Source organism: Acinetobacter sp. FDAARGOS_559 (assembly GCF_003940475.1).
Classification (GTDB): Bacteria; Pseudomonadota; Gammaproteobacteria; order Pseudomonadales; family Moraxellaceae; genus Acinetobacter; species Acinetobacter baumannii.
The window spans coordinates 3587274-3610653 of the sequence record NZ_RKJG01000005.1; the positions used below are offsets into that span (position 1 = coordinate 3587274).

Sequence of the window (23380 nt, forward strand, 5' to 3'; positions counted from 1 at the left end):
TATATAAAGTGATAAATGCGTCACATTAATTTTAACTATTTAGAAGAATTTTTCAATTGCTTAAGGATTTCTTAAAACTTGAGCTCTAAAAATCTAGAATTTGGCCTGCCATTTTAAAGTTATCTAACACTTGAATGTGGTGGTTAATTAATTCTTGAGCCTGATTTCTCGATTCGTTTTTCTCGAAATACAAGCGACTTTTGATTAATGCTTTTACCGGTTCAGAAATAATCACGTCTTCAATCATATTCATAGCTTTCTTTAAATCATCGAAAGAAACTTGAATATAGCCATCTGTTACATCGTTATCATCATCATCTGTAGTGTGATTGATTAAACGTTTAATCGTATAGCTTCCTATGGCCAAGCTGTTCGCAATAGTACCAAACGTGCGGCGCAAGTCATGGAATGTAAATTCGATACCTGAATTCTCAGTTACTTTTTCACGTGCTGCTCGGCGGTCTGAAATATGGGAAACACCATTTCTATCGGTAAAGACATATTTATTATTGCCGGCACGTTTTTTTCGTTCACGCATAAGGTGCCAAAGGGTATCACCCATAGGCAATAAAAGGTCCTCATGGTTTTTGGTGTTAACGATTTTGATGGTACCAAACTGAAGATCTACATTTTTCCATTCGACAGCCTCAGCCTCACTACGTCTAAAACCAGTTAAAGCGAGTAAGAATAAAAAGTCTTGGTTTGTGTACGCTCTGAAATCATTATTTTGTTCACCCATCCAGTAAGTGGTAGCAACTGCAAGTGCCCATGCTTCGCGCTGATCCGCACGTACGTGGCCTTTTCTGCGTTTAATCTTATTGAAAGCCTTTTCTTCTTTAACGATTACAACAGGATTTTTAATATTTAGAATTTTATTCCCGGACTCATCCTTATATCTGCTAATCGTATGATTAAAGAGAGCATGTAAAAATTTTGATGCAAGATTAGCTCGGGAAGGGCTTGCTTCAGAAAGCTTTAAATGACGATCAATAATCATTGCACTGGTGATTTGATCAAGTTTTAAATCTTTCCAATCACTAAAGTAATTCTCTATGCATCCGTCATAGGCAATTAAAGATGTTTCCGCCAGCTTTTTACGCAATTTATAATATTGGTAAGCTTCAGAAAGGGTAGGCACTAGCTTTTGTAAGGCATCATTTTGAATTGCTGAGGCTCGTATTTCACGCTTTTGCTTAACTGGATCTACACCTTCATCCATCAAGATAAGAAGTCGTTTAGCTTCAGTTCTGGCTTGTTCCAATGTATAGACGCCATGTTTTCCAATAACTTTACGCTTAGACTTGCCATTAGGCATTTTCTTTTCAGCAAAATAGCTTTTAGTTTTGCCCACACATAAGCCAAATCCTATAGTTACTGTATCTCTGTAAAAGATTTGTTTCTCTTCAGACAAAGGAATAGAGTCTATTACTGATTTAGTAAATTTAATGTGTTGAGCCATCTTTAATTTAAGCAATACAAAGCAATACCTAACGATACAACACAATAATTGTGAAGTCTATTAAGAGTCTATTTTGAAGGATTAGTCTATTAAAAAAGAGAGTTTTAAGTAGGGGATTTTATTTTAAGTTGTTGTTATCTAATTAAAAATAAATGCTCCGAAGATGCCGCTGCATGTCGTTACCCTTGAACCCTAAAGTTCAAGGTGGAGGTGACGCATACTTGCTGGGTTTCCTACTCGGGGTAGGCATACGCTCTAAATATGCAGAACACCATCCTAAAGAGATGATATCGGCTCAGGGGAATCAGACCGGCTGGCGAACATCCCAGAGACAGCTTTAGTATAACTGATCTGACTTCGTTGGCAATCATCTGAGCCTATCGAACTGTAAACTTACTTTGCGTTTGATGAAGCTTTATGCGAATTGTTTACACTATTTGTTCAACATCTTCCAAAATAGTCTGGAGTAAACGTTCACAATGCGCATATTCTTGCAAAGATTTATTTAAACTTAACACTTCTTGAGTAAGCTGTAGAGCTACCATGATGACAAGTTTATTATGCTCAACACGAGGGGCACTACGACGCATATCATTGAATTTTTCATTGAGAAGCTCAGCTGCACGTTCAAGCTCTTCTCTTTTATCAGAAGTCGTTGCAAGCCTAAAAGTTTGTTCAATCAGCCGAAGCTCTACCATGACTTGTTCACTCATGATTGTGTCTCCTCACCAGCTTCAGCATTTGGATGAGCAAGTTGCTGAATTTCTTGCGCATGTTGATCTTGAGCAGTACCTAAAATTGCTAAACGTTGAATGATGGCTTCAACTTTTGCTTTGGCAAGTTCATTTTTTTGTAACAAACGGTCACGATCTTGCTGCAAGTCGTGTAACTCTTGTTGAGTTTGACGTTGCTGTGACTGAAGTTTTTCTTTGGTAACGCGTAATTCATTACGCTCTGCCAAAATTTCCTGAAAACGATTTTTTAAATCGGTCGTACTTTTTTCTAGGCGGCTGTAACGCTCTGCAAGTGTGTTAGCATCTTGATTCAATTGTTGAAATTGGCCTTGTAACTGAGTGAGTTTCTCGGTTAATGTCTCAATTTCCTCTTGTTTTTTAGTGATGATGCTATTTTTTTGCACAACTTGTGCGTGATGCTCTGTTTCAGCCAGTTCTTTAGCTTCCGAGAGAGCAGAATTTTCACTCTCTAGATGATGTAAGCGTGTTTTTAAAACGCCAATATGCGCTTGTAGACGCTGTAATTGTTCTAACATAACGAGGTCGCACAGAATTGCAATCAAAGGTAATATATACGAAGTATAGAGATTGGATAAACGAATGCAAGACGATATTTCAGGCTGGACAGAATGGAACGCTCATTTTGAAGGAATTGAAGAAATTTCAAGCCCTAGTGAGTTACATGGTTTATTAACAGGTATTGTTTGTGTGACAGAAGCGCCTACGCGTGAAGAATGGACACAAATCTTAACAACTCTTAATGTGCCTGAGTTAAATGAAGAAGCTTTAGCTCTTTTAACAGATGAAGCAGAAGATGTAGCACATGCATTATCGGAAGATGAATTGGACTATTTACCAATGCTTCCAGATGATGAACATCTTCTTCAAGACCGTGTACAAGCATTGTCAGATTGGTGTGCTGGCGTTGTGCTCGGTTTTGGTTTGGCATCGGGCCATGTTCGTACAGATGAGCGTGAGTTGATCGAACATTTGCAAGATGTTGCAGCAGTAGAATTTGAAGACTCTGATAACGATGAAGAAGGCGAAAGCAGTTACGAAGAATTGTATGAATTTGTACGCCTTATTCCAGTGAGCTTATCTATTGGTAGAAAGAAAGTAACAGTGGCTGAAAGTTCATTGTTGAAAAACTTTTATGCAAAAAGTAAAACTTCTACTGTAGGCACCGCAGATCAAAATATTGTAGAAATGTTTACACCACATCGCCCAAGTTAATTGAGGCGATGTGTTATTGGCTGTGTTTAATTTTTTGACTTTAAAATTCTAAATCAAGTAGATCATTATGAAATTGCCTCAAGCTGATTTTCAACATCGCAGAAACCGTCTAGCAGAAAAAATGGGTCCAAACAGCATTGCGATTATTGCAACGCGTGAGGAAATGTACCGTAATCGTGATGCGGATTATAAATTCCGTGCCGATAGTAGTTTTTTCTATTTGACGGGTTTTGCAGAGCCTGAGGCAGTTGCTGTCATTGAAACCTTTGATGACGTTACTGACTATAGCTATAGTCTTTTTTGCCGTGAACGTAATCGTGAGATGGAAATCTGGAATGGTTATCGTGCGGGAATTGACGGCGCAATTGAAGAGTACGAAGCAGATGAAGCTTATGCAATTGATCTGCTTGATGAAGAAATTATTGAAAAATTATTAAATAAAGAGCGTCTTTATTATCGAATCGGACACAATGCTGCATTTGATGCCAGAGTAAGCCAATGGATCAAAAAAGCGAATGCCGAGCATCGTCATGAAGCCGCTCCAGCCCAGTTAGTTCAACTTGATCGCATTATTGATGAAATGCGGTTAATTAAATCACCGCAAGAAATTGAGCTGATGCAAATTGCTTCAACAATTAGTGCTAAGGCACATACTCGTGCAATGCAAACTGTTCGCCCCGGCATGATGGAATATGCATTAGAAGCCGAGCTCAATTATATATTTGGGCAAAACGGCTGTGTACCTTCATATAACAGTATTGTTGGTGGCGGTGCCAATGCTTGTATTTTGCACTATGTTGAAAATAACCAAGCTCTTAAAGACGGTGATTTAGTTTTAATTGATGCTGCATGTGAATATGAGTTCTATGCATCGGATATTACCCGTACTTTTCCTGTAAACGGAAAATTTAGCCCCGAACAAAAAGCATTGTATGAGGTGGTATTGGCCTCTCAATATGCGGCGATTGATGCAGTACGTATAGGTAACTCATACCGTGAGCCTCATGAGGTTGCAGTCAATATTTTAACGGAAGGCTTAGTTGATTTAGGTTTGCTCAAAGGTGATGTGAGTGAGCTGATTGAAACAGAAGCTTATCGTCAATTTTATATGCATGGTACAGGCCACTGGTTAGGTATGGATGTACATGATGTCGGTTCTTATAAAAAAGATGACGACTGGCGCCAATATGAAGAGGGCATGGTTGTTACTGTTGAACCCGGTTTATACATTGCACCAGATGATGAAACTGTAGATAAAAAATGGTGTGGTATTGGTATTCGTATTGAAGATGATGTGGTCGCAACGTCAAAAGGCCCACGAGTTTTAACTGCTGACGTGGTTAAAGATATTGCAGACATTGAACATTTAATGGCACAAGCTAAAGCATAATTAAACGTATTCGCCAAAGGAGCAAACTCGATGCAACAACAAGTGATTATTGTAGGTGGGGGTATGGTGGGTTTGAGCCTTTCCCTCATGCTGGCGAAGGCTAATATCGCGGTAAAGCTATTAGAAGCTGTGAAATACCCAAACTATGATGATCAAAATGTTGCCCCTTATCATTCCAGTTTTGATGCGCGGAATACGGCTTTATCACGTCGTAGCGTACAGATTTATCAGAAGTTAGGGTTATGGGATGCCTTACAACAGCATGCCACTCCAATTTTGCAAGTTCACATTACTGAACAAGGCAGTTTTGGGAAAGCACGTTTAATTGCAGAACAAGAGAAAGTCGAAAGCTTTGGGCAAGTCATTGAGAATGCTTGGCTTGGTCGAGTTTTGTTAACACAAGTACGTCAACAACCTTTAATTGAACTGATTGATGGCGTACAAGTAACTGCTTTAACTCAAGACGCTGAAAAGGTACATATTGAAGCTCAGCGTGCTGATGAAGTCTTAAAGCTTGAGTCAAAATTATTAATAGCAGCAGATGGGCGCGATTCTTTCTGTCGTCAAGCAATAGGTGTGGGTGTTGATGTCCACGACTATGATCAGGTTGCGATCGTTACGACTGTTCAGACTTCAAAACCGCATGAGCATGTAGGGTTTGAACGTTTTAGTGCATTAGGGCCTTTAGCTTTGTTACCATTACCGGGTGAATACCGTCGCTCAGTGGTATGGCCTGTTAAAAAAGGCACTGAAGGTGAGTGGTTGGGTGAAGAAAACGACCAACACTTTTTAGATGCTTTGCAAAAAACTTATGGTGACAGAGCGGGTAAATTTGAAAAAACGGGTAAACGCTTTAGCTATCCGCTTTCACAAGTGCTTGCGCATAAACAAGCGGTTGGACGCGTTATTTTAATGGGTAATGCAGCACACACCATTCATCCTGTTGCAGGCCAAGGTTTTAATTTATGCCTACGTGATGCAGATGTGTTGCTACGTTATTTAGTGAACCAGTTAAGCACATCTGATGATATTGGTAACCCAGATAATTTGCTTGCCTATGAACAAGCCCGTTTATCTGACCAGCAGCGAGTAATTAAATTCTGCGATACCGTAGTTCGGGGCTTTAGTAACCAAAACCCATTATTAAAATTAATCCGTAATACGGGATTAATTGCATTTGATGTCATTCCGGGTGTTAAGCCACTGGTAGCGAACTATGCAATGGGGTTAAAAGCATGAGTGAAGTGTTAGATGTCGTCATTGTTGGTGGTGGACTAGTTGGTGGCTTAACTGCTTTATTACTTGCACAAGGTGGTGTACAGCCTACCGTGCTTGATGCTGCCCCTGTACTTGATGTTGAAAAAACATTAAGCGTGATGAACCCGCGTGTTTTAGCACTTAGCCAAGCGACCATCCATTTACTTAAAACAGTCAATGTTTGGGATGATCTGGCACGTCAAATGCCTTATACAGGCATGCAGGTGTGGAACTTAAATGGCTATGGTGAAATTAATTTTGGCCATGAGTCTGTACAAAGACCAATACCAGAACAGTCCTTGGGTTCTATGGTTGAGCCAAGTGTATTGAATGTTGCTATTCAACAAAAAATGCTTGAGCAGTTAACAGATTATCGCACTCAAGTTCGCGTGACTCGCATTGAGCAGGGAGTTGGGTGTTGGCATATTCAATTGGCAGATGGTACGACACTTAAAACAAAACTACTTATTGGTGCAGATGGTGCAAATTCATTTGTACGTGAGCAAGCTTTTATTGACCTCGACGTACTAGATTACAAGCAAGCAGCCATTAGCTGTGCAATAAAGACTTCCAAACCTCATCACTATGTTGCCCGTCAAATCTTCTTACCTACAGGGCCTTTAGCATATTTGCCGATGGCTAGTCTTGAAGAAAGTGAAAATGGCTACAGGCAGTCCATTGTCTGGACACTGCCAGATGATTATGCCGATGAATATTCAGCTTTAAGTGATGCTGAGTTTATGCAACTTCTAACCCGTGAAAGCCAACATATGTTGGGTGAAGTGTTAGATGTTCGTTCAAGAGCACAATTTTCATTAAAAGCGCGCGCTGCAAAACAATACGTTAAAGCTGGCCTAGCCCTAATCGGTGATGCAGCTCATGTGATTCATCCACTTGCTGGGCAAGGGGTAAATATTGGTTGTTTAGATGCAGCGGTACTCTGTGATGCACTATTGCATGATTTAGGTCGTGGTGTATGGGCGCATGAACAAACCTTAATGCGTTATGAACACCGCCGTAAAGGACAGAATGATGCGATGATGCATAGTATGTCGGCAATTGGTTGGCTAGAAAGCAGTGAGCTATTTCCATTGATTTGGGCCCGGAATGTGGGACTCAAGCAAGTTGAACAAATTTCGTTCTTAAAAGAGCGTTTTATGCAACAAGCAAATGGTTTAGGGGCTTTACAAAACACCCAGTATAGTCGTTAAAATAATTACGAAGTTTATGCTCTACTGATCTAAATAAATATCAGTAGATATTTTTTAAACAATCATTTATATATCATTACCAATTCGGTCAGAAAAGATACGGATTTGACCAATTTGGCTCTTTGCTAAATGCAAAGAGATTGCTAAATTTCTGAGGTCTTGAAGACCATAGCGATGATGCAATACAAATCATTGTGGGGAGTGTAAAAATGACAGATATCAATGATTATGAAGATGCAGAAGATTCTGCTGTAGATGAAGATGAAGCCAAAGCGGCTGAAAGTGGCGCAGCTGATGAAGAAGCAGGCAACTTAACTGATGCCGATCTTGCAGAAGCAGAAACGCTTACCGTAACTGCGAAACAAAAACAACGCCAAGCGTTGGAAGATGAAGTCGCTGCGTTTTTAGCTCGTGGCGGAAGAATCACAGAAGTTCCACCAGATGAACATAGCGATCGTTAATATTAAAAAAGCATCACTTGAGTGATGCTTTTTTATTGCCCGTTTTATGATGATTTAAGGATGGTTTTGTAGTTCTTTTAAAATGCCGCATTCATCTACTGTACGGTCGGTAGAGCAGTGTTGTTTTAAATCGATTAGGGTTTCTTTTAAAAGCAACAGTCGCTCAATCTTTTCCGATACTTCTATTAAGTATTTATTCACCAAGTTATCGACTTCCGTACAAGCCCGTTTCGGCTGAGCTTTCATTTCTTTTAGCGTTTTAATATCACTGAGAGAAATATCTAATTCACGGCAATGTTTAATAAATAATAGGTCTGCAAGTGTTTGATCTGTGTAAACACGATAATTATTTTCTGAGCGCTGAATTCGGTCCAACACACCTACTTTTTCGTAATAACGAATAGTATCGATCGGGACATCCGCTTTTTTTGATAATTGACCAATAGAAAGACTCATAAGACTTGACTCTGGAGCTACTCAAGGGTTTTTAATCACTATAAAAGAGTTTTTGAGGAAATAAAATGGCTGGATGTGGATGTGCTTCAACCTGCTCTCCTACAAAGAAAGTAAGCCCACGCTTTAGAAAAGCGTTATGGATTGCACTTGTAATTAATGCACTCATGTTTGTCGTTGAAATAGTCGGTGGTTATAAAGCCCAATCTGTTTCATTATGGGCAGATGCATTAGATTTTGCCGGAGATGCTGCAAATTATGCTCTGTCTTTAGTCGTGCTTTCGATGAGCCTTTACTGGCGTGCAACCGCAGCACTTGTTAAGGGTATAACGATGGCCGCTTTTGGGTTCTTCGTTATTGCAAAAGTCGTTTGGTCATTTTTTCATGGTGTTTCACCTGAACCGATGGTCATGGGGGCAATTGGGGTAATCGCTTTAATTGCTAACGTTTCTGTTGCTTTAATGCTTTATGCATTCCGCGATGGCGATGCCAATATGCGCTCTGTCTGGTTGTGTAGTCGAAATGATTCTATCGCCAATATTGCTGTTGTTTTGGCAGCTGTAGGCGTGTTTGGAACAGGCACTATATTTCCGGATTTGTTCGTAGCCTTTGTTATTGCATATTTAGGTGTATCTTCGGGTTATACTGTGATTAAGCAATCATTACAAGAAAGAAAACAATCAAAGTTAATGTTGGGTTCAGAAGCTTAATTTTGATTGCATAAAAAAGTACCATGTAAGCATGGTACTTTTTTTGTTTTTGAATGCATTAGATGAGAAGTGATATTGCGATACTCCACATAACGCAACCAATCATGAAATCTAAAATTTTCCAAGCTTTTGGATTGATAAATAATGGTTTTAGAAATCTTGCACCATAGCCTAGACTGAAAAAGAAGATCCAAGAGGCAAGAATGCTACCTAAGGCAAAACTGATTTTATCTTCTAGCTGTGTCGCAACCGAACCAATCAGTACAATGGTATCTAAATAAACATGTGGATTCAGCCAAGTAAAGGCAAGACAGGTTATAAGTGCTTGGGTTAAAGTCTGCTTTTGGCTGCTATCAAGCTCCATGCCTTGGTTAGTTTTAAATGCGGCATAGAAGGCTTTTGCACCGTAGACGAATAAGAACGTTGCCCCTAAATATTTAGCGACTGTGATTAAGATGGGTGATGCTGTCATAATTTCGGCAAAACCTAATACACCACAGGCGATTAAAATTGAATCGGACAGGGCACAAATTAAACATAGCCAAAATACATATTGCTGTTTAAGTCCTTGTTTTAGAACAAAAGCATTTTGGGCACCAATTGCTACAATTAGGCCGCTACCAATACCTAAACCTTTAAAAAACACACTCAGAGAAAGCATAACCATTAAGCAGAAAAAATCAGATGGGGGAATTATCTGTCTTTTTATTAAGAAATAAGTAAAATTAAGAATATTTAGGTTTGGCTAAAAATAATTTAGGTTTTGTATGTTGGATAGTAAGCAATGTGAAGCGTTTCTGGCGGTTGCAGAAGTCGGAAGTTTTGATGCGGCAGGAGAGCACTTATGTATAACTCCCTCTGCTGTATCACTACGTGTACAAGCGCTAGAAAAATATTTAGGTCAGATTTTAATTATACGTGGCCGTCCTTGTGTACTTACACAAGCAGGGCAAACCTTACTCCAGCATTTACGTCATACAAGGTTAATGGAGCAAAATCTATTACAAGGTTTAATGGGCAAATCTTCTGAATCAGAATTTTATAAAATTGCGTTGGCTTCAAATGCCGACTCATTAGCAACTTGGCTTTTACCCAGTATTCAGCAAACACTTTTTAAAGAAAAAATAGTGTTAGAGCTAAAAATTGATGATCAATCACACACGCATACTTTGCTAGAAACAGGGCAGGTCAATGCATGTATCACAGCAGAAGAGCAGGTGATGGCAGGCTGTTTAGCTCAGCCTCTTGGTAAAATGCGCTATAAAATGCTGGCATCGGCCGAGTTTGTAAATCGGTGGTTTAGTGGTGGAGTTAACCGAGAAGTTTTAAGAAAAACGCCGGCAGTTATTTTTAACCATAAAGATTTAATGCATTCAGAGGTTTTATTAAAAGGATACGGTTTACCGATGCAGAGTTATCCTTATAGTTTTATTCCGGCGACAGATGCTTTTGTTAAAGCAATTCAACTAGGTTTAGGCTATGGCATGGTGCCTGAACTTCAGGTTCAACCATTACTCGAAAATGGAACACTTGTTGATATTATGCCTGAGGCTCAACTTGATGTTCCTTTATATTGGCATCACTGGAAAAGACAGTCGAAACAACTTGATGTACTGACCGAGACCATTGTTGAATCAGCAAAACAGATATTGAGATAATTTTAGATCTTGGTTTTTAAATGGCGATTTGAAATGTGTTGAATATAAAACTCTATATCTTGTACTGAGTAACCTAAAAGTTGTCCGATTCTACGGTCGAGTTCTAGGCGCTCTTCAAGTTGAGTTGCTTTTAATGACCTTTCAATACATAACATGAGTTCATTCAAATCTGCTAAAGACGCATCTTTATAGATCAACATAATTGAAAAGGGGAGAGACAGAGAAGTTTCAATGTCTTTACTGATCATAGATAAAGACCCTTGTTCAAGATGCTTTATAAATTCAATGGGTAATAACTCATAAAAATAAGCGATAGGTTTTTTGCCTGAAAGTAATAATTCTAGTTCTTGTCCTTCATGCGGGCCAAGTTTTCCAAGTGATTCAGTCATATCAATACTCTTATTTTTTTATCTTTAATATTGTTATGCAAAATTTATGCGAGGTGATGACATAGGCGTTGGTCATCACCGTTTAGTTAATAAATTAAGATTGTGTTAACTCAAGCGCACGTTGATAAGCGACTTTTTTCTTAATACCCGTTAAATCAGCAGCCAGTTGAGATGCTGCTTTAACTGATAAATCTTGAAGTAAGCGCTTTAAAAGCTCATCTAGTTTTTCTTGTTCCAGATCGGTTTTTTCTGGTGCACCGCCAACTACAAGAACAATTTCACCTTTTTCTTGGTTATGGTCATTTTCAATAAAACTAACCAAATCTTTTAAGGTCATTTTTTTGATCGTTTCAAATGTTTTGGTAATTTCACGCGCGAAACCTACAGGGCGGTTTTCACCAAATACTTCAGCCATATTTTTTACGCATTCTAAAATACGATGTGGGGCTTCATAGAAAATTAAGGTTTGAGTTTCATTTTTAAGTTTTTCGAGTTGCGTAATACGTTGAGAAGCCTTTGATGGTAAAAAGCCTTCAAAACTAAAACGGTCACTTGGTAGGCCCACAGCACTTAACGCCGCAATTGCAGCACATGCACCCGGTACAGGTACAACCCTAATACCATTTTCTTGAGCAGCACGGACCAGTTTAAACCCAGGGTCACTAATAAGTGGTGTGCCTGCATCACTAATCAAAGCAATATTTTCACCAGCAAGTAGCTTTTGAACTAACTGCTCAATTTTGTTGCTTTCATTATGGTCGTGGCATGCGGTAAGTGGAGTAGATATATTATAGTGTTTGAATAATTGAGCTGATTGGCGTGTATCTTCGGCAGCAACAACAGAAACTGATTTTAAGATATCAATTGCACGGAAAGTCATATCATCTAAGTGCCCGATTGGGGTGGCTACAACAAATAACTGAGCACTCATTTGGTTTTTACTCCGTACAGATAAACAATTTTAATGGGTTAGTGTACCCGAAATTATGTTTTTGGCGTGAACAATGTCAGTAGGCTTTTTATTTTTCGAAACATCTGCTTTTGATTTGTTCAATTCAAAAATAAAAAGGTATAGAACCGGCTTTAACAGTATTTACATTTTTAATTGGGGAAACAAAAAAATTATGTTAGTTGCACAGCAGTTGGGCCAATGGGCGGAACAAACAGCACTAAAACTTTTAAAAGAACAAAATTATGAATGGGTCGCCAGTAATTATCATTCACGCCGTGGAGAGGTCGATCTGATTGTAAAACGTGGTAACGAATTGATTTTTGTTGAGGTAAAAGCGCGAGGGCAGGGAAATTATGGTCAAGCTTGTGAAATGGTGACCTTGAGCAAACAGAAAAAAATAATTAAGACGGCGATGAGGTTTTTACAGCGCTACCCATCTTATCAGGATTTTTATTGTCGTTTTGATGTGATTTGTTTTGATTTTCCACAGAAAATTGCAAAAACAGTACAGCAAGACTTTTCGAAATTCCATTATGATCTGCAATGGATCGAAAATGCATTTACTTTGGATTAAGAGTTCATTACTCTTTTGAGCAAATTAAAGACCGATGTTTTATGATCAAGCCAAGAAGAGATTGATAGGAGTCTGGTGGAGTGTTGAAACGTATTGCTGTAACAGCGCTTTGTGTCGCAAGTTTGTCAGGTTGCGCAAGTTTTATTTCTGGTGGAACAGGTACAGCTCCAGTTGGAACAGATAGTGGTGTACGTAGCTTAGGCCAAGTATTTATTGATTCTTCAATTAAGCGTACAGCGAATATTAACCTCTATAAGCTTGATCAGCGTTTTAAACAATCTCGTATTAACATCGAAAGCTTCCATAGCACAGTATTGTTAACTGGACAGGTGTCAGACCCATACTTAAAACAGTTGGCAGAAGACAACGTTAAGGCCATGAGTGATGTGAAAGCCGTACATAACTATATTACGGTGGGTAACAAAGTAAGCTATAACACGATTATGCAAGATGCTGGGGTAACTGCAAATACACGTGCTTTATTAATGAAAGCGCCAGTAGTATCGGACAGTAAAGTACTGGTTCATACCGAAGATGGTGTTTTATATGTGATGGGGCGTTTAAACACAGCTGAAATTAATGACTTAAACAATGTGCTTCAAAATGTCGGTAACGTAACTAAGATTGTAACGCTCATTGATAATATTGATTTAGCGCCTGCTCCGGCAGCGAGTACTGCCAGCGCAACAACTACACCAGTAATTAATAATGTTCTTGCTCAACCAACAGTTCAAACTCCTGTTGCAATTGATCCGGACCAAACAGATCCAGCATCTTCTGCACAATAAAATATGAACCTGATTGAACAATTACAAAGCAAAATTGAGCAGGCGAGAACTCTTTATAAAGAGTTCCGTCTGTATGATTTGGGGAGCTTTGCTTTAAACCGTTTTACGCCAAAAGATGGTTTTGAGCAGGTTTTAAATGTGCGTTATGGCTTAAAGCCTCGCCATCGTCTAGATATTTATCGTTCTACTAAGCGCTTAGCTCATCGACCACTCATTGTTTTTGTACATGGTGGTGCTTGGCAACATGGTAATAAACGAGACTATTTATTTGTGGGTGAAGCGTTTACGAAAGAAGGTTATGACGTTGCTGTCATTAACTATCAGCTCGCACCGAAGAATATTTTTCCAAGTTATGTAGATGACTTAACGCAAGCGTTAAATTATTTACACCAGAACCAAGAAAAATTGGAAATCTCGACAGAGAATATTGTGCTTATGGGACATTCGGCAGGTGCATTTAATGTGATGTCTGCTGTTTATCATCCAAAGCCAAATACAATTCAATGTTTAGGTAATATTAAAGCAATTTTTGGTTTGGCAGGTCCTTATCATTTTGATTATAAAGGTGATCCGCTTGCCGAAGATGCTTTTGATCAAAGCATTTCTTATAAAGAAGTGATGCCATATTATTTTGTAAATCAAAATCATATTAAGCATTATCTGCTCATGGCTGAAAATGATCAGCTTGTAAAAAAAGAAAATACCTTTGATCTTGATCAGGCACTTAGACAAAGCGGAAATCACAGTCATATCGCTGTGATTCCTAAAACAGGTCATATTACAATTTTGGCGAGTTTATCGAGTTTTGTAAGTCATTACTTCCGAACTAAACGGACCATTTTGCACTTTCTGGATGAAGTATTCTAAAACATCTGTTTGAGAGCGCAGATTACTTCGCTTGAGTAATCTGCGTAATCATTGCGTGTGCAATACTGCCTTTAAATGGAATTTCAGGTAGCTGATCAAATTTAAAGAACTGCGCATCGGCAATTTCATCTTCTTGCAAAGAAATTTCACCTGACTCATATTCAGCTCTAAATGCAATCATGAGATTGCTTGGAAAAGGCCAAGGTTGGCTTGACATATATTGGATATTTTTGAGTTTAAGTCCCACTTCTTCTAAAGCTTCGCGCTGAACAGCTTCTTCAAGCGTTTCCCCAACTTCTACAAATCCTGCGATCAAGCCATACATATTGGTTTTATTGTGAATAGATTTCGCCAATAAAATTTCATCATCGCCTTTAGTAATGATGGTGATAATACATGGGTTTACACGCGGATATTGGTGGTAGCGACAAGAAGGGCACACCATAGCATATTCTGTAGGGTGTACTTCGGTAGCATGCCCGCAGTGGCTACAAAACTTGTGATTACGTCGCCATTCGAGCAACTGTACAGCACGACTTGCCTGTAAAAATTGTTCTTTTGACCAGTTGGAAATAAGTTGACGAATTGGAACGAGTTGCAGTCCTTCCGGAATGGCTTCTTCACTCAACAGGTCACGTGCAATGACCTGTTCATCATGAGTGAAAAGCAGATCACTTGCTAACTTTTCGACTTTAGGTAATTGAAGGTTTTGGTCAACCAATAATTGTTGATGATGAAAAATATAAGCAAGTGATAACTCAGACATTAAGCTGCCTTTTTTTGAAGTTGTTGACTACTTAGCAATGCTACATCAAACATGGATTGTAGAACAGGCTGTTTATTTTTTAAATTGTCAACTAACATATCTAGCCCAGCTAAAACGTTAAAAATACAGTGAATCTGATCATGATTGAAAGGCTGATTTTGATCGATTTGCTTTTGTACAAATTTGGCAGTTTCAAGCAAAGCATTTTGTTGAACTGTGCTTCCTAAAAATTCAGCCGCGCCAGCCAACTCTTTTAAAGAGCCTGCAATTGCTTCAATATTTTGAGTTTGATCGTTGGCATAGAGAGTCAAACTTTGGCATACAAAATCGGTTAAATTTTTGGTCTCATTCAATAATGTCTGATGTGCTTCATCTAAACGATCTAGAGAGATATTGGTATTGTTCACACGAATTTGTAGACGGTTAGATGAATAATGGCGCACCAAAATACCAATGGCATTCATGGCAGATAAAATGCTTTTCATCAACTGCTGAGCATAGTTTTCATTACTCAAGATATTGATTTGGCTTAAACTGCTGGCTTGTTGAGAAAGCTCTGAAGCAGCTTCATTTAAGTTGAGTAATTTAAAAGTATGAGCAAGCTGCATAAGATTGCTTTGTAGTTGCTGAGCTTTTTCTGGTGACATGTTTTGGTAGTTATATTCAATATCATTACGAACTTTATTCATTTCGCTTAAGATTAATTGACTTACCGTTTGCATGGTATCAAAGTCTGGACCATACAAGTGTTGGCTCAGTGCTTTAAGTTGAGTGTCGGTGAGAAACTCATGACCAATGTTTAACTGACTACGGATTTGCTGCGCAAGTTGGTCTTCTTGTCCAATCACAATACTCAGGATATCTGCTAGAGCAGTTAAGTTTGCTTCAAAGCCTTCAGGTGAAGCTAAAAATAAACTTATGGCATTTTCAAGGTTAATGAACACACGTAGGCGAGCATCATTTAAAACAAGTTCATCAATATGACTAAAGGCAGAGTTCACCAATTGCCAGTATTGCTGGCTTGGTTGACCTTGAGCCATGCTCACTAAATAACTGCCAATCAGTTTAAATGCTTGAAAGTCTCGAGCACTTTCAGTTTTATTTAAAAATTGATGTAGTGATAATTTATAAAGCTGATGGATAAACTGAGTTCTTTCATTAATAAGCACTTCGGGTAACGGTAACTCAAGTGAAGCTGTTGAAAGCTTTGATGCAATCTGTTTTCCAGAAGAGGTTAGTGGCTTATTTAAAGCTTTTTCTAAATTATTTAAGGTGTCTAAAAGAAACTGAGGTACTTCGACTTCACGTAAACAGATGAATTCAATATAACGTTTAACCATGGTTGTGCCTTCACTTAAAGCAACAACGTCATCGGTATTGATGTGCTCTGGATTCGCCATAATCTTTTGCATCAACTCGGTTGAATATTGAGTGATTTTTGCCAAATACGGAATATCAATGAGACGTAAGACGTGAGTACATTGTTTAAATTGTTCTAATGCATCATCAATACCAAAAGGGAGAGCCTGTTCTTCAATTAAGGTACTTACAGCGCCTTCCACCAGTTTTATTGAATTATCAATTTCATTTTTAATGATGAGTAACGCTGTTGGATCAAATTGAATCGAATTATGCTCAGACATAAAAAATTCCCCTTTGCAAAAAAATCAATTGTTATATTCGTCATGGCTCAATAGTTTGAGCTAAAAATCTATACGACTAATATAACTTAACTTGCAAAAGGGGAAACTAAAAAACATTAGAGAATCAAAAATTTATTTTGCAAAAAGGCAAGGTTCTCCATGTTTTTTCTCAAATTCTTTGACCCAAGTCTCATGTATGTTTAGCTCCTCATCTGAAGGGTAAATAACAGGTAATTCAATTTGAACTCTAGCTTTAGTCGTTTTTTGCTGGTCACTTTCACTTTGTGATAGGGCATCCATATCAAAGGAAACTTGACCACCGGTCATTGCCAAGTAAACATCAGAAAGAATTTCAGCATCGAGTAATGCGCCGTGGAAAGTACGGTCACGCGCTGGAATTTCATAACGTCTAACTAAGGCATCAAGTGAGTTTTTCTGCCCAGGATGCTTATTTTTCGCTAAAGCTAAAGTATCAGTAACTTCACAAACTTCTGAAAGAGCAGGTAACCCAACACGCTTAAACTCCATATCTAAGAAGTTCATATCGAAGGTTGCGTTATGGGCAATAATTTCTGCGCCTTTTAGGTATTCAAATAAGGTATCTGCAATTTCTGCATATTTTGGTTTGTCGACCAAAAACTCATCAGTAATACCGTGGACTTGAACAGAGTCACCCACTGGTTTTTCAGGATTAATATAAATGTGAATCGAACTGCCCGTAAGCTTACGGTTAATCATTTCGATGGCACCGACTTCAATAATGCGGTCACCATCTTGGAAATAGAAACCAGTTGTTTCCGTATCGAGTATGAGTTGTCTTGGGCCTTGTAATTTAAGCTTGGCTTCAGTCATCACAATTTGTGGATGAATATTGGTATTTTGCTGTTGTTCTTCTTGTTCTACAGCTTCAACTACATTCATTTCTTCATCCGCGACAATCATCTCAACTTCTTGTGTCTGCTCTAAAGTAACCGTTTCATCTTCGGTTGTTTCAACCAGATCGAATCCGAAAGGATCGTCTAGTAACCAGTCTTGTTCAGGCTTTTTTATATCTTGCGATACAGTGGCTGACTGTGGTTGCTTAAGTTCTTGAGCAGTTTTGTCTGCACCTAAATTCGCAAGTTGGTCAGCCATTTCATTACCTGCATGTCCTGCATGGCCTTTAATCCAGTTCCATTCAATATTTCTACCCGCACAAACGGCATCGAGTTTTTGCCATAGGTCAGGATTTTTAACATCTTTCCAGTTTTTCTTTTTCCAACCATGAATCCATTCTGTAATACCTTGCTTCACATAATTTGAGTCTGTCCAGACAATTAATTGAGCATCAGGAGGGCAAAAAGAAATTCCTTCAATAGCCGCAGTAAGTTCCATACGGTTATTTGTTGTGTCGGGTTGACCGCCAAATAATTTATGTTCACCCTGTTCGGTAATGACATATGCACCCCAACCGCCTAAACCCGGATTGCCACGACATGCACCATCAACATACAGTGTGATTGTTTGAGACATAAATCGAAACCTAAACTGAAAGAAAAAGAGCTGAATTTGGTGTATTGTATACGCAAAAAGTTCGGTTCCATCGTTACAAAGCAAGCTTTTTTTAATTTCTTGTAACATTTCCATGCAAATGACATTAAATTATTGCCTTGTCTATCTTGCATGCTTTACTACAATGGCATCGAAGACCTAGGGTTTGTGGGCAGACCCCAAGAAATATTACGCGAGTTGTTTGGAAGTTTTTATGTATAAACCAACCACATTTGTGTGGCAGCCATCTGCAGCATCATTATTCAAAATTACAGTCCTTAGCTCTGCTTTAGCTGCGTTGGGTATTACAACAGGCTGTTCTTCGACTCCGCAATCTGCAAAAACCTCGAAAACAAAACAGGTGAGTGGAGCAGGCTATCTTGATGCAAGCAGTCTGGATTCTTTAGAAGACTTACTTTCAGCAACAGATATGCGCGCTGTAGAGGGTGACCGTTTACTTATTTTAAAACACGGTGATGTCTGGAAGCGTATGGCCGTAGGCTTCAAAATGGACCTTAATCATTGGGATCCACGTATTGAAGCGCAGCGTAGTTGGTTTATCTCACGTCAGCCCTACCTTGACCGTTTAAGTGCTCGCGCAAGTCGTTATTTATATCATACTGTTAAAGAAGCAGAACGCCGTGGTCTTCCAACCGAACTTGCGTTATTACCAGTGATTGAAAGTTCATATGACCCAGCTGCAACAAGTAGTGCGGCGGCGGCGGGTTTATGGCAATTTATTCCAAGTACTGGTCGTATTTATGGTTTACAACAAACGGGTATGTACGACGGACGCCGTGATGTTGTGGAATCTACTCGTGCTGCCTATGAGTTTTTAGGAAGCTTATATAACCAGTTCGGTTCATGGGAATTAGCTTTGGCTGCTTATAACGCTGGTCCGGGTCGTATTCAACAGGCGATTAACCGAAATCAGGCTGCTGGTTTGCCAACAGACTATTGGTCACTAAAATTACCGCAAGAAACCATGAACTATGTTCCGCGTTTCTTGGCTGTTGCACAAATTATTAAAAACCCACGCGCTTATGGGGTTTCGTTACCTCCGATTGCAAACAGACCCCATTTCCGTGAAGTTACCTTATCTGCACCATTATCTTTAAATGAAATCGCGTCGGTGACAGGTCTTAGCCGTGCTGAGTTATATGCATTAAACCCAGGTTATCGTGGTGAAACAGTAGACCCTGCAAGTCCAATGCGTATTTTGATTCCAGCTGATATAAGTCCTTCAGTTGATAACAAGTTAAAAGGGATGAAAGCAGGTGGAAGTTCAGGCTGGTGGGCAAGTGTTACTTCGCCGTCTAAACCGACCACAACGACTTCAACTTCAGTCACAGTTCGAACTACTCCATCAACTCCAGCTCAGCCAGTAAGACCATCGACACCTGCTAAAACAAGTAGCAGCTCGGTAACGGTAAAAACTGCAACTCCTCGTGGTTCTGATGCGCTAGCTGCTTTTGCAGCGTCAGCTGATGTACCAAGTGCACCACGTATTCCTGTTGCGGTCACTCCGGCTGCAAATATCAAACCTGTGAGAACGGAACCGCCAATTTCAGCAACTGAACGCGAGAAAATTTTAGCGGCAGTGCGTGCTGAAGGGGAAAAGGAAACAGTTGATCAAGCTTTAGAGCCTCAAGCTACTCAAGCTGAAAAAGACCAAGTTGTTGCTGAGTTAAAAGCACTTGCACCTCAGGGTACAGAAATTGTCGATCCGTATGATGGCAAAATTAAGTTAACCGCAATTCAGACCAGCCAATCTGTTGCTGAGCAGCAAGGTAAAGAAGTAAGTAAAGGTTTTGCTTATCCAAAAACTTTAGCTGAAGATGCAACTCTTGCAAACTCTGAAGATGCTCAGCGCAATAAAGATAAGCCTTATATTAAGACTGATACAGATGTTGTGGTTGTACAACCTAAAGGTAAGCGTAGTACTTATACAGTACAGCCTGGCGATACTTTAGCAGTTATTGCCATGAAGAATGGTGTGAACTGGCGTGATGTAGCTAAATGGAACCAGATTGACCCAGAAAAGACTTTATTTGTAGGAACCAGTCTATATCTCTATGATGCTAAGCCTCAAGAGGTGGAAACTACGGCAAAATCGGTAGCTAAACCTGATGTCTATGTTGTTCAAGCAAATGACAGTTTAACAGGAGTGGCAAATCAATTTAATTTGTCAGTGAAACAGCTAGCTGAATATAACGATTTGTCTGTAACAGATGGCTTGTTTGTAGGGCAAAAATTACAGTTAAAAGAACCTAAAGGTAATCGTGCTGCTAAAGTAGAGCCAAAGGCAATTCAAGCAAGTACACGTCGTATTGCAACAAAGAGTTATACGGTTAAACGCGGCGAATATTTGAAATTAATTGCAGACCGTTATGCATTATCTAATCAAGAGTTGGCTGACCTAACACCGGGGTTATCAGCTGGTAGTAATTTAATTGTAGGCCAAAAAATTAATGTACCTGCAAAAGAAATCACTGTTGATGAAGTTGATGACAGCAAGGCTTCTGGTAAATATGAAAAGCTTGCAGCAGGTCCATCATATAAAACTGAAAGTTATAAAGTGCAGCGTGGCGATACATTATCAAGCATTGCGACCAAATCTAAAATTAGCCTAGCTGAGCTTGCTGAACTGAACAACTTAAAAGCCAACAGTCATGTCCAACTGGGACAAACTCTAAAAGTTCCGGCTGGTGCATCAGTTCCTGACCAATATGTTGTGCAGTCAGGCGATAGCTTAAATGCAATTGCAGCTAAATATAACTTACAAACCAGTTATTTGGCGGATTTGAATGGCTTGTCACGTACTGCAGGCCTTCGTGCTGGTCAGCGTTTAAAATTAACTGGTGAAGTTGAAACAACTAGCAAAGTTTCGGCTAAAAATACCAAAGAAGAAACGCCAGAGACCTACACAGTTAAATCTGGTGATAGCTTAGGAAATATCGCCAATCGCTATCATTTACAGTTAGATTACCTTGCTGCATTGAACGGTTTGTCTCGCAACAGTAATGTTCGTGTTGGTCAACGCTTAAAATTAACAGGTGATTTACCAACAGTAGAAACAGCTAAAACGGATACGGCAAAATCGTCTCCAAAAGCTGTAGTTGCAGGAAAAAATACTGAAAAGTACACGGTTAAAGCTGGTGATTCGTTAAATGCTATTGCGAGTCGTGCGGGTATTTCAGTTCGTGAACTTGCTGAAATGAATGCATTAAAAGCAAATGCCAATTTACAGCGTGGACAAAATATTGTGATTCCAAAAACTGTAGTGGAATACAAAGTCAAACGTGGTGATACCTTAATTGGTCTTGCGAGTAAATATGGTTTAGAAACCACTTTACTGGCGGAACTCAACAACCTAACACCGTCGACTCAATTGCGTATTGGCGATATCATTAAAGTGCCTAATTTATAGAATAATTAGTACTTTATGCAAAAGTTATATTCTCAACTGAGCCTGCTAGTCGGGCTCAGTGTTTTTTCGCAAGTTATATTCGCTGCTCAGCAAACCACGCCGTATATCGCAATTCATTCTAAACCTAAATATCTGGCAATGGCTGCTATGCCTTATGCCAACCCGAATGCACCTAAAGGCGGAATATTGAGTCAGGCTGCGCAAGGGACATTTGATAACTTAAACAGTATGAACGGTAAGGGAAATGCGACAGAAGGGGTAAATTATCTTTTTGATACCTTAATGACCCAATCACTTGATGAAGTGGGCGTGTTATATCCACTCTTGGCAGAAAAAGTTTCGTATGATCCTATAAAAACTCAGTCAGTTACTTTTTATTTAAACCCAAAAGCTCGATTTAGTAATGGGCTGCCCGTAACAGCTGAAGATGTGAAATTTAGCTTTGATACCTATCAAACCAAATCTAATTTTGGTCTACAAATGTATCTTGGAGACTTAGCGAAAACAGAAGTGGTAAACCCACATCAAGTTAAATTCACTTTTAAGTCTGGCCATAATCCTAAAATGCCATTTGTTGTGGCGAGTTTACCGATTTACTCAAAAGCAGATTGGCAGAAACGTGATTTTACCCGTATTAGCTTGCAACCGATTATAGGTTCAGGGCCTTACGTTGTTGAGAAAATTGATGCAGGTCGAAGTATTAGTTATAAACGTAATCCGAATTATTGGGCAAAAGACTTACCTATTAATAAAGGGCGCTATAACTTCGATCATTTAAAGTATGTTTATTACCGAAATTGGGACATTGCATTCGAAGGTTTTAAATCTGGGCAATATACTTTGCATGAAGAAACTAATCCAAAAAAATGGGTCACTGACTATCATTTTCCGGCTGTAAAAGCAGGCTTGGTAACGCAATATAAATTTAGACATCATAACCCCATTGCAACCGAGAGTTATGTTTTTAACACACGGCGCAAACCTTTCAATGACATCCGCTTTAGACAAGCTTTAACTTATGCCTATGATTTTGAATGGCAAAATAAAGCTTTGTTTTACGGACAATATCAAAGACTACAAAGTTATTTTGAAAATAGTGATTTGGCAGCGACAGGTCGTCCTTCAAACAATGAACTGGCCATATTAAAGCCTCTTTTGCCAAAGCTTTCTCCAATCATGCAAAAAGCTGTTTTGGCTGATTGGAAATATCCAGCCTCAGATGCCAGTGGTTTTAACCGGCAAAATTTATTAATTGCTAGACAGTTGTTGATTCAAGCGGGTTATAAAATTAAAGAAGGGCAATTATATACACCCGAAGGCAAACCTGTAAAAATTGAGTTTCTCATTCAGCAAGATGGCAAACAAAGAACACTGATGCCATTTGTAAGAAATTTAAAAAAATTAGGAATTAATATTAATTTAAGGCAGGTTGATGCGCCGCAATATTTAGAGCGTACACGCCGTTATGACTTTGACATGACTACGATGAATTTGCCTCAATCTTTAAACCCGGGCAATGAACAGGCTCAGTTCTGGGGAAGTGCCGCAGCAGTTCAAGATGGCAACTATAACTATGCTGGTATCCGTAATCCGGTTATTGATGAAGTCATTTCAAAACTGGTGACTGCCAAAGACCGTGAACAGCAAATCACTTATACTCATGTTCTTGACCGATTGCTTCGTGCAGGATATTACCAGATCCCGACTTATGGAAAAGGGGATTATTGGTATGCGTACTGGAATATGTATCAGCAGCCTAAAGTGAAACCTGTGCTCTCTGCCGGTATAGAGTATTGGTGGAGTAATGCAAACCAAGCTAAGAAAGTTGCTCAATATTTACATCAACAATAAAAGCACGTACCTAAAGGAAATCCT

General features: G+C 39.1%; 22 protein-coding genes and 1 other RNA gene. 12 read left to right on the plus strand and 11 right to left on the minus strand.

Annotated elements, in window-relative coordinates:
• Positions 1-85 precede the first annotated feature (85 nt).
• The 4 genes from EGS71_RS18890 to EGS71_RS18905 all read right to left on the minus strand — a co-directional run bounded on the left by EGS71_RS18890 (position 86) and on the right by EGS71_RS18905 (position 2729).
• Complete coding sequence (locus EGS71_RS18890) at positions 86-1459, minus strand: tyrosine-type recombinase/integrase (protein WP_025464987.1); 1374 nt, start codon at positions 1457-1459, stop codon at positions 86-88.
• A gap of 150 nt (positions 1460-1609) precedes the next feature.
• Positions 1610-1794: non-coding RNA, 6S RNA (gene ssrS / locus EGS71_RS18895), on the minus strand.
• Between the two features lie 93 nt (positions 1795-1887).
• Entirely contained in the window at positions 1888-2172 is a 285-nt protein-coding gene (locus EGS71_RS18900; RefSeq protein WP_000003719.1) for a cell division protein ZapA, read from the minus strand.
• Positions 2169-2729 carry a hypothetical protein gene (locus tag EGS71_RS18905; RefSeq protein WP_000893183.1) on the minus strand — a complete coding sequence of 187 codons (561 nt, stop codon included), beginning with the start codon at positions 2727-2729 and terminating at the stop codon, positions 2169-2171. The genes EGS71_RS18900 and EGS71_RS18905 overlap by 4 nt, the downstream gene beginning before the upstream one ends.
• Before the next feature lie 64 nt (positions 2730-2793).
• On the opposite strand from EGS71_RS18905, the gene EGS71_RS18910 reads away from it, so the two are divergent.
• The 5 genes from EGS71_RS18910 to EGS71_RS18930 all read left to right on the plus strand — a co-directional run bounded on the left by EGS71_RS18910 (position 2794) and on the right by EGS71_RS18930 (position 7745).
• Positions 2794-3426 carry a UPF0149 family protein gene (locus EGS71_RS18910; RefSeq protein ID WP_001150153.1) on the plus strand — a complete coding sequence of 211 codons (633 nt, stop codon included), beginning with the start codon at positions 2794-2796 and terminating at the stop codon, positions 3424-3426.
• A 67-nt stretch (positions 3427-3493) separates the two neighbouring features.
• Positions 3494-4816 carry a Xaa-Pro aminopeptidase gene (pepP, locus tag EGS71_RS18915; protein WP_002011347.1) on the plus strand — a complete coding sequence of 441 codons (1323 nt, stop codon included), beginning with the start codon at positions 3494-3496 and terminating at the stop codon, positions 4814-4816.
• A 30-nt stretch (positions 4817-4846) separates the two neighbouring features.
• Entirely contained in the window at positions 4847-6055 is a 1209-nt protein-coding gene (locus tag EGS71_RS18920) for an FAD-dependent monooxygenase (protein WP_001187356.1), read from the plus strand.
• Positions 6052-7284 (plus strand): FAD-dependent monooxygenase, encoded by a 1233-nt coding sequence (locus EGS71_RS18925; protein ID WP_000005673.1) that lies wholly within the window; start codon positions 6052-6054, stop codon positions 7282-7284. The genes EGS71_RS18920 and EGS71_RS18925 overlap by 4 nt, the downstream gene beginning before the upstream one ends.
• A 209-nt stretch (positions 7285-7493) precedes the next feature.
• A complete protein-coding gene (locus EGS71_RS18930; protein ID WP_000129799.1) occupies positions 7494-7745 on the plus strand; it encodes a hypothetical protein in 252 nt (83 codons plus the stop codon).
• 54 nt (positions 7746-7799) lie between these two features.
• Here the strand turns inward: EGS71_RS18930 and EGS71_RS18935 are convergent, their stop codons facing one another.
• Complete coding sequence (locus EGS71_RS18935; RefSeq protein WP_000058923.1) at positions 7800-8201, minus strand: MerR family transcriptional regulator; 402 nt, start codon at positions 8199-8201, stop codon at positions 7800-7802.
• A 65-nt stretch (positions 8202-8266) separates the two neighbouring features.
• Between EGS71_RS18935 and EGS71_RS18940 the strand changes: the two genes are divergently transcribed.
• Complete coding sequence (locus tag EGS71_RS18940; RefSeq protein ID WP_000896587.1) at positions 8267-8908, plus strand: cation transporter; 642 nt, start codon at positions 8267-8269, stop codon at positions 8906-8908.
• A 58-nt stretch (positions 8909-8966) separates the two neighbouring features.
• Here EGS71_RS18940 and EGS71_RS18945 read toward each other — a convergent pair whose 3' ends face one another.
• Positions 8967-9569, minus strand: coding sequence for a LysE/ArgO family amino acid transporter (locus tag EGS71_RS18945; RefSeq protein WP_000950251.1), 603 nt, complete (start codon positions 9567-9569; stop codon positions 8967-8969).
• Between the two features lie 106 nt (positions 9570-9675).
• Here EGS71_RS18945 and EGS71_RS18950 point away from each other — a divergent pair, with 106 nt between their 5' ends.
• The gene (locus tag EGS71_RS18950; protein ID WP_000887367.1) at positions 9676-10566 is read left to right on the plus strand and encodes a LysR family transcriptional regulator ArgP; all 891 of its coding nucleotides are present in this window, start codon (positions 9676-9678) and stop codon (positions 10564-10566) included.
• Between the two features lie 2 nt (positions 10567-10568).
• Here EGS71_RS18950 and EGS71_RS18955 read toward each other — a convergent pair whose 3' ends face one another.
• The gene (locus EGS71_RS18955; RefSeq protein WP_000140378.1) at positions 10569-10955 is read right to left on the minus strand and encodes a hypothetical protein; all 387 of its coding nucleotides are present in this window, start codon (positions 10953-10955) and stop codon (positions 10569-10571) included.
• A gap of 94 nt (positions 10956-11049) precedes the next feature.
• Complete coding sequence (gene rsmI, locus EGS71_RS18960) at positions 11050-11886, minus strand: 16S rRNA (cytidine(1402)-2'-O)-methyltransferase (RefSeq protein ID WP_001275994.1); 837 nt, start codon at positions 11884-11886, stop codon at positions 11050-11052.
• Positions 11887-12079: 193 nt separating this feature from the next.
• Between rsmI and EGS71_RS18965 the strand changes: the two genes are divergently transcribed.
• The 3 genes from EGS71_RS18965 (at position 12080) to EGS71_RS18975 (ending at position 14136) form a co-directional block, all read left to right on the plus strand.
• Positions 12080-12481 carry a YraN family protein gene (locus EGS71_RS18965; RefSeq protein ID WP_000959396.1) on the plus strand — a complete coding sequence of 134 codons (402 nt, stop codon included), beginning with the start codon at positions 12080-12082 and terminating at the stop codon, positions 12479-12481.
• Between the two features lie 80 nt (positions 12482-12561).
• Positions 12562-13269: a BON domain-containing protein gene (locus EGS71_RS18970; protein ID WP_000919366.1), complete on the plus strand. Its 708-nt coding sequence runs from the start codon at positions 12562-12564 to the stop codon at positions 13267-13269.
• A gap of 3 nt (positions 13270-13272) precedes the next feature.
• Positions 13273-14136 (plus strand): alpha/beta hydrolase, encoded by an 864-nt coding sequence (locus tag EGS71_RS18975; protein ID WP_001048903.1) that lies wholly within the window; start codon positions 13273-13275, stop codon positions 14134-14136.
• A 22-nt stretch (positions 14137-14158) separates the two neighbouring features.
• Here EGS71_RS18975 and nudC read toward each other — a convergent pair whose 3' ends face one another.
• The 3 genes from nudC to dnaQ form a co-directional block, all read right to left on the minus strand.
• Positions 14159-14902 carry an NAD(+) diphosphatase gene (nudC, locus tag EGS71_RS18980; protein WP_001292948.1) on the minus strand — a complete coding sequence of 248 codons (744 nt, stop codon included), beginning with the start codon at positions 14900-14902 and terminating at the stop codon, positions 14159-14161.
• Positions 14902-16545 (minus strand): hypothetical protein, encoded by a 1644-nt coding sequence (locus EGS71_RS18985; protein WP_001289226.1) that lies wholly within the window; start codon positions 16543-16545, stop codon positions 14902-14904. The genes nudC and EGS71_RS18985 overlap by 1 nt, the downstream gene beginning before the upstream one ends.
• A 132-nt stretch (positions 16546-16677) precedes the next feature.
• Entirely contained in the window at positions 16678-18057 is a 1380-nt protein-coding gene (gene dnaQ / locus EGS71_RS18990; RefSeq protein ID WP_002011229.1) for a DNA polymerase III subunit epsilon, read from the minus strand.
• A gap of 232 nt (positions 18058-18289) precedes the next feature.
• Here dnaQ and EGS71_RS18995 point away from each other — a divergent pair, with 232 nt between their 5' ends.
• Together EGS71_RS18995 and EGS71_RS19000 are read left to right on the plus strand one after the other, a co-directional pair.
• On the plus strand, positions 18290-21505 hold the full coding sequence (locus EGS71_RS18995; protein ID WP_000277830.1) for a lytic transglycosylase: 3216 nt from the start codon (positions 18290-18292) through the stop codon (positions 21503-21505).
• 15 nt (positions 21506-21520) lie between these two features.
• Complete coding sequence (locus tag EGS71_RS19000; RefSeq protein ID WP_001171014.1) at positions 21521-23356, plus strand: extracellular solute-binding protein; 1836 nt, start codon at positions 21521-21523, stop codon at positions 23354-23356.
• The last annotated feature ends 24 nt before the right edge of the window (positions 23357-23380 follow it).

Coding starts and splice junctions, on each gene's coding strand:
- EGS71_RS18955 (WP_000140378.1), bottom strand. CDS start 10,955: ATGACTGAATCACTTGGAAAACTTGGCCCGCATGAAGGACAAGAACTA.
- EGS71_RS18950 (WP_000887367.1), top strand. CDS start 9,676: ATGTTGGATAGTAAGCAATGTGAAGCGTTTCTGGCGGTTGCAGAAGTC.
- EGS71_RS18905 (WP_000893183.1), bottom strand. CDS start 2,729: ATGTTAGAACAATTACAGCGTCTACAAGCGCATATTGGCGTTTTAAAA.
- EGS71_RS18920 (WP_001187356.1), top strand. CDS start 4,847: ATGCAACAACAAGTGATTATTGTAGGTGGGGGTATGGTGGGTTTGAGC.
- EGS71_RS18985 (WP_001289226.1), bottom strand. CDS start 16,545: ATGTCTGAGCATAATTCGATTCAATTTGATCCAACAGCGTTACTCATC.
- EGS71_RS18925 (WP_000005673.1), top strand. CDS start 6,052: ATGAGTGAAGTGTTAGATGTCGTCATTGTTGGTGGTGGACTAGTTGGT.
- rsmI (WP_001275994.1), bottom strand. CDS start 11,886: ATGAGTGCTCAGTTATTTGTTGTAGCCACCCCAATCGGGCACTTAGAT.
- EGS71_RS18995 (WP_000277830.1), top strand. CDS start 18,290: ATGTATAAACCAACCACATTTGTGTGGCAGCCATCTGCAGCATCATTA.
- EGS71_RS18900 (WP_000003719.1), bottom strand. CDS start 2,172: ATGAGTGAACAAGTCATGGTAGAGCTTCGGCTGATTGAACAAACTTTT.
- EGS71_RS19000 (WP_001171014.1), top strand. CDS start 21,521: ATGCAAAAGTTATATTCTCAACTGAGCCTGCTAGTCGGGCTCAGTGTT.
- EGS71_RS18945 (WP_000950251.1), bottom strand. CDS start 9,569: ATGCTTTCTCTGAGTGTGTTTTTTAAAGGTTTAGGTATTGGTAGCGGC.
- nudC (WP_001292948.1), bottom strand. CDS start 14,902: ATGTCTGAGTTATCACTTGCTTATATTTTTCATCATCAACAATTATTG.
- EGS71_RS18935 (WP_000058923.1), bottom strand. CDS start 8,201: ATGAGTCTTTCTATTGGTCAATTATCAAAAAAAGCGGATGTCCCGATC.
- pepP (WP_002011347.1), top strand. CDS start 3,494: ATGAAATTGCCTCAAGCTGATTTTCAACATCGCAGAAACCGTCTAGCA.
- EGS71_RS18930 (WP_000129799.1), top strand. CDS start 7,494: ATGACAGATATCAATGATTATGAAGATGCAGAAGATTCTGCTGTAGAT.
- dnaQ (WP_002011229.1), bottom strand. CDS start 18,057: ATGTCTCAAACAATCACACTGTATGTTGATGGTGCATGTCGTGGCAAT.
- EGS71_RS18890 (WP_025464987.1), bottom strand. CDS start 1,459: ATGGCTCAACACATTAAATTTACTAAATCAGTAATAGACTCTATTCCT.
- EGS71_RS18910 (WP_001150153.1), top strand. CDS start 2,794: ATGCAAGACGATATTTCAGGCTGGACAGAATGGAACGCTCATTTTGAA.
- EGS71_RS18965 (WP_000959396.1), top strand. CDS start 12,080: ATGTTAGTTGCACAGCAGTTGGGCCAATGGGCGGAACAAACAGCACTA.
- EGS71_RS18940 (WP_000896587.1), top strand. CDS start 8,267: ATGGCTGGATGTGGATGTGCTTCAACCTGCTCTCCTACAAAGAAAGTA.
- EGS71_RS18975 (WP_001048903.1), top strand. CDS start 13,273: ATGAACCTGATTGAACAATTACAAAGCAAAATTGAGCAGGCGAGAACT.